The sequence below is a fragment of the Thermoactinomyces sp. CICC 10522 genome, from assembly GCF_016055075.1.
GTDB lineage: Bacteria > Bacillota > Bacilli > Thermoactinomycetales > Thermoactinomycetaceae > Thermoactinomyces_A > Thermoactinomyces_A daqus.
In genome coordinates this window covers 293,320-306,851 of record NZ_JAECVY010000002.1, presented here as the reverse complement: position 1 = coordinate 306,851, position 13,532 = coordinate 293,320, and the positions used below count along the sequence as shown (strand labels likewise).

At 48.0% G+C, this 13,532-nt stretch carries 13 protein-coding genes; 10 read left to right on the top strand and 3 right to left on the bottom strand.

Annotated elements, in window-relative coordinates; all coding sequences use genetic code 11:
• The first annotated feature begins 175 nt into the window (after positions 1–175).
• On the top strand, positions 176–808 hold the full coding sequence (locus tag I8U18_RS04990) for an FMN-dependent NADH-azoreductase (protein WP_198055008.1): 633 nt from the start codon (positions 176–178) through the stop codon (positions 806–808).
• A 311-nt stretch (positions 809–1,119) separates the two neighbouring features.
• On the opposite strand, the gene lepB is transcribed toward I8U18_RS04990, so the two are convergent.
• Complete coding sequence (gene lepB / locus I8U18_RS04985) at positions 1,120–1,668, bottom strand: signal peptidase I (RefSeq protein ID WP_198055007.1); 549 nt, start codon at positions 1,666–1,668, stop codon at positions 1,120–1,122.
• Between the two features lie 208 nt (positions 1,669–1,876).
• On the opposite strand from lepB, the gene I8U18_RS04980 reads away from it, so the two are divergent.
• On the top strand, positions 1,877–3,043 hold the full coding sequence (locus tag I8U18_RS04980; protein WP_033099184.1) for a homogentisate 1,2-dioxygenase: 1,167 nt from the start codon (positions 1,877–1,879) through the stop codon (positions 3,041–3,043).
• Positions 3,044–3,049: 6 nt separating this feature from the next.
• Positions 3,050–3,688: a flavin reductase family protein gene (locus I8U18_RS04975; protein WP_198064525.1), complete on the top strand. Its 639-nt coding sequence runs from the start codon at positions 3,050–3,052 to the stop codon at positions 3,686–3,688.
• A gap of 100 nt (positions 3,689–3,788) precedes the next feature.
• Here the strand turns inward: I8U18_RS04975 and typA are convergent, their stop codons facing one another.
• Entirely contained in the window at positions 3,789–5,609 is a 1,821-nt protein-coding gene (typA, locus tag I8U18_RS04970) for a translational GTPase TypA (protein WP_198055005.1), read from the bottom strand.
• Positions 5,610–5,695: 86 nt separating this feature from the next.
• Positions 5,696–6,985 carry an amino acid permease gene (locus tag I8U18_RS04965; protein ID WP_198064524.1) on the bottom strand — a complete coding sequence of 430 codons (1,290 nt, stop codon included), beginning with the start codon at positions 6,983–6,985 and terminating at the stop codon, positions 5,696–5,698.
• A gap of 119 nt (positions 6,986–7,104) precedes the next feature.
• On the opposite strand from I8U18_RS04965, the gene I8U18_RS04960 reads away from it, so the two are divergent.
• The 7 genes from I8U18_RS04960 (at position 7,105) to I8U18_RS04930 (ending at position 13,473) form a co-directional block, all read left to right on the top strand.
• Positions 7,105–8,007, top strand: coding sequence for a LysR family transcriptional regulator (locus I8U18_RS04960; RefSeq protein ID WP_198064523.1), 903 nt, complete (start codon positions 7,105–7,107; stop codon positions 8,005–8,007).
• Between the two features lie 239 nt (positions 8,008–8,246).
• Complete coding sequence (locus I8U18_RS04955; RefSeq protein ID WP_033099181.1) at positions 8,247–8,660, top strand: Imm1 family immunity protein; 414 nt, start codon at positions 8,247–8,249, stop codon at positions 8,658–8,660.
• Entirely contained in the window at positions 8,644–9,096 is a 453-nt protein-coding gene (locus I8U18_RS04950) for a hypothetical protein (protein ID WP_198064522.1), read from the top strand. Before I8U18_RS04955 ends, I8U18_RS04950 begins: the two co-directional genes overlap by 17 nt.
• 179 nt (positions 9,097–9,275) lie before the next feature.
• Entirely contained in the window at positions 9,276–9,968 is a 693-nt protein-coding gene (locus I8U18_RS04945; RefSeq protein WP_198064521.1) for a DUF4241 domain-containing protein, read from the top strand.
• A 115-nt stretch (positions 9,969–10,083) separates the two neighbouring features.
• On the top strand, positions 10,084–11,415 hold the full coding sequence (locus I8U18_RS04940) for an anti-phage deoxyguanosine triphosphatase (protein WP_052153854.1): 1,332 nt from the start codon (positions 10,084–10,086) through the stop codon (positions 11,413–11,415).
• A 200-nt stretch (positions 11,416–11,615) separates the two neighbouring features.
• Positions 11,616–11,981: a hypothetical protein gene (locus I8U18_RS04935; protein ID WP_033099177.1), complete on the top strand. Its 366-nt coding sequence runs from the start codon at positions 11,616–11,618 to the stop codon at positions 11,979–11,981.
• Between the two features lie 703 nt (positions 11,982–12,684).
• Positions 12,685–13,473, top strand: coding sequence for a transporter substrate-binding domain-containing protein (locus I8U18_RS04930; protein WP_033099176.1), 789 nt, complete (start codon positions 12,685–12,687; stop codon positions 13,471–13,473).
• Positions 13,474–13,532 lie beyond the last annotated feature (59 nt).

Genomic DNA, 13,532 nt, shown 5'->3' with positions numbered 1-13,532 from the left:
ACAAACTAGGGATGATTGGCAGAATAGTTTTTCCAGGACACTGGGGTGTCATGAATTTCCAAACCGGTGCAATGGCTCCGGCTCAATGGTTTTTCTTGACTTTCGCAGTTCTTTATCATATTATACTTACGTATTTAAAGTTAGTTACTAAACTTGAGCAGAGGAGGATCATTTCATGGCCAAAGTCCTGTATATTACGGCGAATCCCAAACCGGTTGATGAATCTTTCAGTTTGCGGGTGGGCAAGGCTTTTTTGGAGCGTTATAAAGAGATTCGCCCGGAAGATGAAATTGTGGAATTGGATCTGTACAAAACAGAAATTCCTTACATTGATGAAGAAGTTTTCAGCGGATGGGGAAAATTGGCAAAAGGGGCGGATTTGACCCCCGAAGAAAAGAAAAAAGTGGATCGCATCAATGAATTGACCGAACAATTTGTGTCCGCGGATAAATATGTATTTGTGACTCCGTTTTGGAACTTTTTATTTCCGCCAAAGCTGAAAGCCTATATCGACACGATTTGTATTGCCGGTAAAACCTTTAAATACACCGAAAACGGCCCGGTGGGGCTTCTCAAAGGAAAAAAAGCGGTTCACATTCAGGCGCGCGGCGGCGTTTACTCGGAAGGTCCCGCCCGGGAAGTGGAATTCAGTGACCGCTACCTGCGCACCGTTTTGCAATTCATCGGCATTACGGACGTTGAATCGGTTATTGCTGAAGGAATGGCAGCATTTCCGGAGCAGGCCGATGCCATTTTGGAAAAAGCGATTGCACACGGCCAGGACGTTGCTGCTTCCTTCGCAAAATAAAAGAGCAAGACATTCTCTCTCCCATGGACAAAAGGCGCCGATTCCCAAAGGTCGGCGCTTTTTTTATGGCGCATTCTCCTGGATTGAAAATTGGCAGGTCGTTTCAACATCATCTTTAATGGATTGCCGGTTGATCCGTAAACCAGATCACGCAGCACGTGATAAAAAAGAGAAAAAAGAGTGACAAACCGGAAACGACGAGATCCTTATCCAATCATGACCCATCCTTTTGCCTGAAAAGTTGTTTGCTATATTAGACTCATCTTCGGTTGTCCAGGTTGCATAAAAAGAAAAAAATTCTCCGGCATGAATCAGAATATTTTTACCCCGAGCACGTGATCGATCGGAACGCAGCCGATTTCCCGGCTGTCCATGCTGTAATTGCGATTGTCGCCCATGACGAAGATGCAATTATCGGGAACCGTGATCTTCATGTCAGGCGTATTGTTCATCTCTTCCTTGATATAGCTTTCCTTCAGCAACTGGTTGTTGCGATAGACCCGGTTATTTTTGATTTCAATGACATCCCGCGGGACTCCGATCACGCGTTTCACCCAAATATTATGGGGTGAAGTCCCGGTGATCCAGACGTAGAGGGGACTGTCCATCAAATCGTCGACCCAGGTGCGCTGATGGTGAATCCGGCTATCTATGATGACAATATCCCCGTGATGAGGGTGGTATTGCAGGACACAGGGGAGTTTGGACACAAAAATATGATGATCCGGCATGAGTGTCGGTTCCATGGAATGGCCGAGAACTTTGGTCGGTTGCAGAATAAAAATACTGATGATGAGCGCGATTGCCATCCCGGTAAACAAAGAACTGAACCAAGCCACTCCTTCTTTTAATAACCTCATTGAAAACTCGATCTCCTTTGTAGGATTTGGAAAATGGTTGGACAGATACCTATTAATTAGACTTTTTTCTCCTTTTTCCTGTCAACTGGGCCTTATGGTCATGTAGTTGTGCATTTCCGCGTTAAAGCAGCTATTGGCGCGAAAAATGATTATTTTGCTAAAATACAAAGAGAATCTGTTTTGGTTATTTAGAATGGAGGGGAAGGGCATGCCTTTTTATCATCGCTTGGGACAGATCCCCGCTAAAAGGCATATTCAGTTTTATCAGGAAGACGGGACGCTCTATCGGGAACAAGTGATGGGAACAAAAGGATTCTCCGGCATCCAGTCGATTTTATACCATATGAACCCCCCGACCGCCGTAAGCAAAGCAGAGTGGATTCGTGATTGGGAAATCCCTTTGGAAGAGGAAGGAGCCAACCGCCATCGGCACCTCCTCACATTTGCCGCCGGAAAGGGCGGTGATCCGATTGACGGGCGGATCCATTGGCTGGCCAATGAGGATGTCGCCTTGGCCACCGTGTGTCCGACCGAAGAGATGTCTTATTTTTTCCGCAACAGCGATGGCGATGAAATTATTTTTGTCCATGAAGGAGAAGGCGTGCTGGAGACCATTTTTGGCGATCTTCCGTACCGGGCGGGCGATTATCTGGTCATTCCGGTCGGAACCACTTACCGGATTTCATTGAAGACGAAGAATACGAGATTTTTTGTGATTGAATCAAGCGGTGAAATTACCGTTCCGCGAAAATACCGAAATGAATACGGTCAATTGATGGAGCACAGCCCGTTTTGCGAGCGGGATATCCGTGTGCCGCAAACCCTTCATCCGCATCGGGAGACAGGGGAGTTCGAGGTGCGGGTAAAGGCGCGCAACCGACTCCATCGCTATACGTATGCCTTCCATCCATTCGATGTCGTCGGCTGGGACGGGTACCTTTATCCATGGGCGTTTAACATCCATGATTTTGAACCGATAACGGGTTCGATCCATCAGCCCCCGCCCGTTCACCAAACTTTTGCCGGCCCCAATTTCGTCGTGTGTTCGTTCGTTCCGCGGATGTACGATTACCATCCACTGGCGATCCCTGCCCCTTACTATCACAGCAATGTCAACAGCGATGAGGTTCTTTATTATGTGAGGGGGAACTTCATGAGCCGCAAAGGGGTAAAAGAAGGTTCGATCACGCTGCACCCCAGCGGTTTGCCCCACGGCCCCCATCCGGGAAAAGCAGAGGGGAGCATCGGGAAAAAGAGGACGGAGGAACTGGCGGTGATGGTGGATACATTCCGCCCCCTGAAGGTGGCCAAGGCGGCATTGAATATTGAAGATTCAGCTTATATGTACAGCTGGTTGGAAAATGAAAAAAGGTGATGCCTTATGCGTACAATTGATCCTGGCAAACAAAGCAAGAAAGAGAATTACAAGCTGTTGATTGGAAGCATTTTACCCCGGCCGATCGCGTTTGTCACTTCATTATCCCCGGAAGGAATCGTCAATGCTGCTCCGTTCAGTTTTTTTAATGTGATCGCCACCGACCCTCCTCTGATCGGGTTCAGTGTGTCGAGAAAACCGAACGGCGACCGGAAAGATACTGCCCGTAATATCGCTTGGAAAAAAGAATTTGTCGTCCATGTGGTGGATGAGGATAATGTATCGATGGTCAATGAGACGTCAGTCGATTTTCCGCCCGATGTGAGTGAAGCGGAAAAGATCGGTTTTCATGTCCTGCCGGGGAAGATTGTGCAGGTACCGCGTCTGGCAGAGGGGAAAATTCAAATGGAATGCCGTTTGCAGCAAATATTGGAACTGGGTGGAAGAGATACTCCGAACGCGGATTTTATCATCGGGGAAATCGTCCGGTTTCACGTGGATGATTCGCTTTATTTCGAAGGCAAGATTGATACCGATCGCCTGAGGCCGGTGGGACGGATGGCGGGAACGGAGTACGGAAAGATCGGCGAAACGTTTTCGCTGCCGCGTCTCACTTATGAAGAATGGCGGGCGCGGAACACATAAAGCAATGCAAAAAAAGAGGCAAGTGTTGATGCTTGCCTCCGAAATTTTTTATGTGAAAGCCTTTATCCACCCGGGTTGTGCCGGTCAGGACGCGAAGGTTTTATTTCTTTTGTTTCGCGTGGCGGGCTCGTTCATTTTTGGAAAGATATTTTTTGCGCAGACGGAATGTTTTCGGCGTTACTTCCAAAAGTTCATCGTCTTTCATCAATTCAAGGGCATCATCAATGGAGAGGCGGCGCGGAGCATCGAGGCGCAGCGCTTCTTCCGCGGTCGCCCTGCGAATGCTGGTCAAATGTTTTTTCTTGCAGACATTTACCTCAAGGTCATTTTCCCGGATATGCTGGCCGACGACCATTCCTTCATATACTTCGGTTCCAGGCGTGATATACAGCTGTCCGCGTTCCTGGGCCGAATGCAGGGCGTAAGTGGTGGCCGTGCCTGATTCCCAGGCGATCAGCGAGCCGAATTCATGTGTTTCAATCTCTCCGGCATAGGGTTCATATCCGGCAAATAACGTGTTCATGATCGCTTCTCCACGGGTCGCGGTAAGCAGTTGCAGTCGAAATCCGAGTAATCCGCGCGACGGCACCTGATAGGTGAAACGGATATTGCCGCTGTCCAGAACGGTCATGTCCAGCAACCGGCCTTTCCGTTTCCCCAAGAGTTCAACTACGGTTCCCTGCTGCTCGCTGCTCACTTCAATTTCCACCTGCTCCACCGGCTCCATCAGTTGGCCGTCGACTTCCTTAAAGATTACTTCAGGTTTGCTCACCTGAAATTCATATCCTTCGCGCCGCATGTTTTCAATCAGGATGCCAAGGTGCAGCTCACCGCGCCCGGAAACCAGGAAATTGTCGGCTGAATCCGTATCTTCGACCCGAAGGGCGACATCTTTTTCAGATTCACGCATCAGCCGTTCCCGGATTTTACGGGAGGTGAGAAATTTTCCGTCCTGCCCTGCGAAGGGGCTGGTATTGATTCCGATCATCATCCGCAACGTAGGTTCTTCCACCTTGATCGGCGGCAGGCTTTCCGGGTGCGCGGGATCGGTGATCGTGTCGCCGATGCCCACTTTGCCAAGCCCGGTCAACGCGATGATATCCCCGGCATGCGCCTCTTCGACTTCCACCCTTTTTAAGCCTTCGTGGGTGAAGACCTGCCCGGCTTTGACTGCTTTTGGTTCACCCTCGGCAGGGATGAGGAGCAGGGATTGATTGCGACGGATTGTGCCGCGGTTCAGGCGGCCGATGACGATCTGACCTTTGTACTCGTCGTATCCCAGCAATGTGGCTTGCATCTGGGTATACCCCTGATCGTCCACATCCGGCGAAGGAAGGTAAGAGAGAATCGTTTCAAACAAAGGCTCCATCGTCGGTGTCAACTGATCCGGTTCAAAGCCGGAGGCACCGGTCAAGCCGCTCGCATATAAAATCGGAAAATCGCACTGCTCATCCGTGGCGCCCAAATCGACGAAGAGATCGAACGTTTTATTCACCACTTCTTCCGGGCGGGCATTTTCGCGGTCGATCTTGTTTACGACGACGATCGCCTTATGTCCGCGCTCCAGCGCTTGGCGGAGGACGAATTTCGTTTGCGGCATCGGCCCTTCCACTGCGTCAACCAGGAGCAGGACACCGTCCACCATGTTCATCACTCGTTCCACTTCGCCGCCAAAGTCCGCGTGTCCCGGAGTGTCAACAATATTGATTTTGACCCCTTTATATTGAATCGCCGTGTTTTTGGACAGGATCGTGATTCCCCGCTCGCGCTCCAAATCATTGGAATCCAGGATCCGTTCCTCCACTTGCTGGTTTTCGCGGAAGATCCGGCTCTGTTTTAACATCGCATCGACTAATGTTGTTTTACCGTGGTCTACGTGAGCGATAATCGCGATATTTCGTATGTTTTCTGGTGTGTACATCTCTGGTGAGGAGGTCTTTGACCCCCAACCTCCCTTTTCGTAATCTGATTCCAAATCGAATCGTACCATACCGAGATGGGGGAGCGCTAGAGGATGGAATCAGAATCACCCGGAAAAATCCCATGTTTGACCGGGGCGGTATGTTTTTTCCGCCACAGGAGGTAAAAAGTGACCAGAAAGGCGATGAAGAGCGGATAGAGCAGTGCCCAACCGACAAAAGGCAGGATGCATACTGTCAGCAGAAAGGAGAGCAAGCTGATCAGCTGCCGCCACTTGGAATCCTTCAATAATTTGATGGCCGCAGCGCATCCCCCGGCATAAGTCAGAATAAACGAAGCATTTGGGAGCAGGAGCAGATGGGCCAAGGAGATTACTCCCGTGGAGTAAAAAGTGAAAGAAAGCGTAAAGCCGACAGCCATCAGTGCCAGTCCGCCTGTCGGTGTCTGCCGTTTGGATAACCGGCTTAAAAAAACAGGTGCATTACCCGCCCGTGCCAAAGCAAAAGCCAAGCGCGACGCCGCACCCGTATAGGCGATGACGGTGGCGCTGCAGATGAGAAAACACAAGATGGCCGTCAGCAATTGTCCGCTTTTCCCAAACGTAAAGCGCATGAGAAAAGAGATGGCGGTATCCGCATGGGTGTAACTCCCGGTTCCGACGGTGACAAAAGCGGTGAAAAAGTAGATGGTGCCAACAATGATTGCCGCGCAGATCACCCCGATGATCGAATCGCGCTGCGGATTGGCAAACTCCTCCGATAGATGCGAGACGGCTTCCCATCCGATAAAACACCAGAACAGGATGGTGGTCGCCACTCCGACGGGAATCCATCCGTGTGGCAAAAACGGGCTAAAATTCGATGCCTGCACAAAAGGGACTGCCCCGAAGATGGCAAGAAGCAGGACGATTAAAATACTGCTGACGATCGCCACCTGTATTTTTCCTCCCAATTCCATCCCACGGCAGTTGAGAATTAAAGCTCCCAAAACCATTGCCACTCCTGCCAGGATTCGTCCGCTTTCCCCCCAGCCCATCGCGGAACTCAGATAGCCTGCCCCGGTGAGGGCGGCAACCGGAGCCCCGATCATGACAGACATGATAAAAAACCATCCGATGTAAATGCCGGCTTGTTTTCCGTAAGCAAGGGTGACAAAATGAGAGACCCCGCCGGCATGAGGGTATTTGGCGGATAACCATCCCATGGTAATGGCCATGGGCAAAGTAAAGACGGCCATGACTGCCCAGGCGATCAGGCAGGAAGGGCCGGCGATCTGGGCGGATAACCCGGGGACGATAAGAATTCCGGAGCCCAAAACAGCTGCCGTGTATAAGGCGATGATCTGTGGCAAACTGATTGTTTTCTTCAGTTGTTTCAAATTTCTTCACTCTCCTGTGTTCGGTTGCTTTTATTTTAAAAAGGATGTTACTATCAGTAAAATAGATAAATTCTATAGAGATGATCGATCAAAACGATATAAAAGGGGAGGAAGATTGTTTGGAGTTCCGTCATTTAAAAACATTGAAAACGGTGGTGGAGGCAGGGGGCATCACCCGGGCCGCCGAACAGCTCGGCTATGCGCAATCCAGTGTGACGATGCAGATCCATGCGTTGGAAGGAGAGCTGGGAATCCCTTTATTTGACCGCCTGGGCAAAAAGCTCGTTTTGACGGCGGCGGGCGAAAAACTTTTGCATTATGCCGTCCGGTTATTGAACATCCATGATGAAGCTTTGGCGGAGATCCGTGCCCAGACGGAACCGGCGGGAACGCTGACAATTGGGACACCGGAATCGTTAGCCGCTTTTCGGCTGCCGGCGTTGCTCCAGGAATACAAACAGAGATTTCCGAAGGTGAAGTTAATCATCAATCCCGGATTGTGCACGGAGATGCGAAACCTTTTGCGACGGGGCGAACTGGATCTCGCATTTTTGCTGGAAGCGGAACATGAGGAAGAGGAAGATCTTGCGGTCGAGACGCTGGTATTTGAAGAGATGGCACTTGTGGCGGCCCCGGATCATCCGTTGGCAAGGGCAGAAGAAGTGAAGCCGAAGGATATTCAGAATGAAATTATTCTGCAAACAGAAAAAGGGTGCAGCTACCGAACTTTGTTTGAGCAATATTTGATGCGCAACGGGATTAACACAACCCAGGGGGAAGAATTCTGGAGTATCGAAGCGATCAAAAATTGCGTACAGGTCGGTCTGGGTTTGGCTTTTTTGCCGATGATCACAGTGAGGAAAGAGTTGCAGGAAGGACGATTGTCGAGACTGAACTGGCGGGATGAAACTTGCGGTGTGTTTACGAAAATGGCCTATCACAAGAAGAAATGGCTTTCTCCGGCCGTAAAAGAATGGATTGAGCTTGTCCGGAACCGGGCGGAACACTGGCGGAGCAATTGAAAGGAAGATTCGGGAACGAATGTTCTTGTTTTTGTTTTTTCAGCCTGTTATGATTGAAACAGGAGGCGATTGCACATGATGGGGCATCGGTCGGATCGAAGATTTTACGCGCCGGCCGGTGCCCTTCTCCGCGTTGATGCAATCATCTTTACGAGCATTTTACCACTTTGGTTTTGCGAGAATTTCCCCCATTCACGCGGAATCCCCCAGCAGTAAGAAATGAATAAGGTGAAATGAGAATGGAATGGATTTTACTTACTGAAGATCATGAAATTCCTGAGGAAGAAAACCCGAGTTGGAAAAGGATCTGTCAATGCATTTGTAGTTTGGATGGAAAAGAAGCGACAAATTTCACGTTGGAATTGGTTGATGCAGGGACGCTGTATTGTGGAGGCGGTAATTTAATTAAAGGGGAAAAAAGATATATTGTGAATTATGTTTCAGAAGACGGAGAAGTGAATTGCAGTCTGATTGATCCCGCTGAAAGTGAAGAAGAATATTATGAGTTGACGATACAAACCAGTGAACTGTATCCTGCCAAATGGTGTGTTACACAAGATAAGGCAGTCGAAGCAATCAGGTATTTTTATGAGAATGGATCACGGTGTCAAGATCATTCTTGGGAGTACCTTGCGGGTGGTCCTGACTTATAAAGCAAGGCTCAGGGATCTTGTTGAAATACATCAAGGACAAAATCTAATGCAGTTTAAATGTAGTTTCAACTTCCTTACATCGCCAAATCGGGCATGTGGGGGAAGAGATATATGGGAGGAGGCAACGTCGCACGGACAAGTGGAAGAGTTGGAGACGATCGTTACAGACCCTTTCATTTTTGAGCAGAAAACGGAAAAGATTTACCATACGTGGCATGGACAAAGGAGTGTAAATTTAAGAAAAATTGCGCCTGATCTTGAAGGTTTTATTGAAACTTTGACTGTGCTTGGTGAGATTTGTCATTTAAAATACGGAGGTCATTTTCTGAACGATGAATGGGAGTTTGATAAAAAGATTTTGCAAGAAATCGGGATGAAGTTAGGTACGGTTCTGCCTGATGAGTGCGTGAAAAGCTGGATATTGATTTTAGAGTAACTTTTCAATTGAATGATGAGTTGGGGTCTTCCCGTCATAAGAGGAATTAACGCTAAATGAAGCAAGGTAAAAATGATTTTGCAAAACGGCCGCTTTTTACAGTATCGGAACAGTGAAGCATTTTAAGGTGATCCCAATGTATCAAAGTAAATTATTCTAATTGGAAAGGGTTCAGTTTGATGAACATCAAAGTTCCTGATTTTCACCATTTTTACCGGGGAAATGTAAAGTTCAAGACATATAATGGAGAAGCGGTTACAAGAAATATTTATGCTGGTAATATAAGTTTACCTTCTAGCCAAATTGTCGCATGTGATCCTTTCGTTTACGAAAGTACCGAACCGTTTATAAATAAAGTAAATCCGGGAGAGTATCCAGTAGTATTAAACGTTGTTCATTATCTCGATGATGACGACGAACGCATTGGTGCGGCGATGATCAGGTTTAAAGAAAGTCAGGCAGTACGCTGGGAAATGGCTTTGAAGGAAGGTCAGGATTTAAGTGAATTGGAAGAGGGTGAGGCTTTTGGCTACCCTGTTGACTGTGGTGTTGGCTGTTTTATGGATGATGAAATTTACAAAAAATACAAAAGTATATTGGATGAAAATCCTGAATACGATGATTTCATAATAGAGGAAATGGAGAAAAATTACGTGGATACCAGAGATTGGGCCAATCTAAAAATAGACCCGTTAGGTAACATTGTAATTTTTTCAAGCGGATTAGGTGATGGATATTATGTATCGTATTGGGGTTATGATGAGAAAGATGAAATCTGCTGTTTAGTGACTGATTTCGGTCTGTATGAAGGGAATAAAAATCGAAAGGCTGCTTTGTTAAACCAAAACGCCGAACTGCTTGACCCGAAATAAGCGCGTTCGGCGTTTTTGTATTGCCGGCGGGGACATCACTTACCTTGACGCAAGGTGTGAACGTTTTTGTTGTCGTATCCAAATTCCGGTACAATGGGGTTAGAGGTGGAGCAAAATGATCATATATCGTCCCAAGCAAAATCGTTTATATGGCCCGGCTGACACGGAACGAAGAAAACCGTCTGCCGGACGATCCGCTAGCGACGCCCGTGATCCGTTTGAAAAGGATTATGGGCGGATTATTCACAGTGCCGCTTTTCGCCGGTTGCAGTCAAAGACACAAGTGATCGGCGGCTATGCGGGCGATATTCACCGCACGAGACTTACCCATTCAATGGAAGTGGCCCAGATTGCAAGGGGGATTGCCATTCATCTTAACACCAACCATCCCTTTTTTCATGAGCATGCGCTTCTTGACGGCTCATTGGTGGAAGCGGCTGCTCTGGCCCATGATCTGGGGCATCCACCCTTCGGGCATCGGGGAGAGGTGGCGTTGAATCAATGCATGCGCGCTTTTGGCGGATTTGAAGGAAACGCCCATACTTTCCGGATTTTGACCCGGCTGGAGGGGGAGAAAGGGGAGTACGGCCTCAATTTGACGCGCGGGTTGCTGCTCTCCATCCTCAAGTACCCGATCCTGTTGGACGAAGCAGTGAACGAAAAGCAGTATGACCGCGAAAAGAAGGCCATTCCCCCAAAAGCGAGTGTTTTCAGCTGTGATCAGGAAGCATTTGCCTGGGTTCTCGCTTCATTTACCGATGAGGAAAAAGCGTACCTGACAAAAGTTGCGCCTGACCCGGAACGTCACACGCAAACACTGCACAAAACACTGGAGTGTTCGATTATCGAATTGGCCGACGACATCGCCTACGGTACCCATGATGTCGAAGATGCGCTCAATTTGCGGCTGATTCGCTTAAACCACCTCAAAGAATTGCTCTATCCATTCAAAAAACGGCTGGAATACCCCGAACTGATGGAGGCATGGTGCGAATTGGACGGGCTTGACCCGGAGCATGATCAGCTGAAGTATCGGCTGAAAAAAGTGATCGCTGCTGTCATTTCCACTTTCATCACCCAGATCCGGGCAGAGAAGACGTATGATACTTTTTCTTCGCCACGCCTCTTATACCGTGTCGAACTGCCGAAGGAGCTGCGCGATCTTCTGGACAGCCTCAAACGCTGGGTATCCGATGAAGTGATCGAATCACAACGGGTGCAAACGATTGCCTGGCGCGGGGCTTATGTGATTGAAAAACTGTTTTCCGCCTTTATGAACGATGACCGGCTCCTGACCGAACACGACCGTCACATGTGGAAACAGGTGGAGACAGAGGTTGAAAGAGCGCGAATAGTCTGTGACTATATCGCCGGAATGACGGATTCTTTCGCCATGAAAATGTTTGCGCGCCTGTACGGACAAAGCCGAAACTTCTTTGATTATTAAATTCTTGCTCGGCAGACCCTGGGGTGATATAGTAATTGTAAATATATAGAAATATTGTGTTTTTTTGAACAGCAGCAAAAGCTGATCAGGGACTTGGCATCAACCGGGATTTCGTCCCGGAAAGTCCCCAGGCTTTCATAGTCTTAATCTTTCGTTTATTACGGCAACGTTTGCAAGTTTTCTTCCGGGGTGGTGTGTTCATGATTTGGGGAATGAACAATTGTTCCAACGAGTTGGGGGAGATTTTAAACGTGCTGGATGAGAGTGTGCAACTGTTGAATCATGTCTCCAAAGAAAATGAACTGGCCATGGCGCGGGCGGTAAGGCAAAAAGTGGAGTGGACCCTGGAAAAAGTGATTGGCCGTGAATGGGTCGAAATCCACTCCGAGTTGCGTGAACTGATTTACTACCTGGATTTGACCTGTTTCAGCCTGTTGAACATGCGTGGTGAATCTTTTCCTGTCTATTTGCAGGAAGTAAATCAGCGGTACAGTTCATTGTTGCGTTCACTCTACGAGCTTTACCAGCACCGGATGGAACGGTGTCGAACCAATTCAATGATGTGATTGCTTAAACTGCATTCTCTTATTGGATGTAGTTTTTTTATATTTTTGCGAGCGAGATATTCACCTGGCTTCGGCTGTGGAGATGAGAGCCGGCGTCAGGTGAGGGTGTGAGTTGACTTTCACCTCTTTCGCATGCTTGACCACCTTTTGCTCTCTTCTTTTGCACCAAAAGGATGGAGGAAACCTTTGTTTCCCTGCTGTGTGAATGGTGTGTTTCCGCCATAGACTTGCATGTCAGGTACATGGTGAAGAACCACAAGATGGAAAGATTCATCGCGGATGCGCCCTGATTTGAGCTTGCCGTCATGTTGGAGCAGCACAATCGGGACATCAGCATCGCCCAAAAACATTCTGCGAGGAAAGTTAAGACTGATCGCCGTGGAGCTCGCGGTTTGACTTGGTTTCCCGGTTGCAGGAGATGAAGAAAGGTTTTCCCTCCACTGAGACTGGGGAATGGTCAATGTAAAAATGAGCATGCTAGAAGATGAATGACAGCGATCAAGGAAAAAAGGGCCTACGTTGGACACCATGTCCTAAGTGAGTCAGAGACAGGTTTTTAAGCCGGATAATGAAAAAATTTCCAGATTAATGAAAATCAATTCATTTGATATTGACAAGATTAACCGGCAAACTGTACCATAAATAATACTGCAAAAACATAAAAATAACCCTATTAACTAGGGATTGAATCGGGGTGAAATAGATGAAGAGAGCAAAAGCGCTGCTATCCATACTGATCGGTTTGGTTCTCGTTTTCTCATTTGCGACAGGTTGCAGTGTGCAAAATGGTGACCTGCTCACACAAATTAAAAAGCGCGGGACGATCCGAATCGGTACGGAGGGGACATATAAACCTTTCAGTTTTCACGATGAAAAAACGGAAAAACTGACGGGGTTTGATGTAGATGTCGCCACGGAAGTGGCCAAGCGCATGGGGGTGAAGGCCCAGTTTGTCGAAATCCCCTGGGATGGTATGCTGACCAGCTTAAAAACGGGGAAAATCGATATGGTTGCCAACCAGGTCGGCATTAAGCCGGAGCGCAAAACAAAATTCGATTTCTCCGAGCCGTATACCGTTTCTTACGCCCAGATCGTCGTCCGCAAGGATAATGATTCGATCAAGAGCGTAAAAGATCTCAAAGGAAAAAAAGCAGGGCAAACGCCTACCAGTAACTACGGGAAAATGGCGAAAGATGCCGGGGCGACCATCGTCGCTTATGAAGACATGATGAGCGCGATGAAAGATGTGGCTGCCGGACGCATCGATTTCAGCATGAACGATCGCCTGGCAGTGGCCGAAATGATGAAAACGACGAATTTGCCCTTGAAAACGGTCGGCGAACAGATGGAACGCTCTGAAAGTGCCTTCCCGGTGCCGAAAGGAAATCCTGAGCTTGTGAAAGCGATTAACCAAGCGTTAGACAGTATGAAAAAAGATGGTACGTTGAAGAAGATTTCAGAAAAATGGTTTGGTGTGGACGTAACTCAATAGAATTGCACTAAGATCTTGTTGTTGTCCTCTCTTATGGAAAGGAAGAACAAGATCTTATT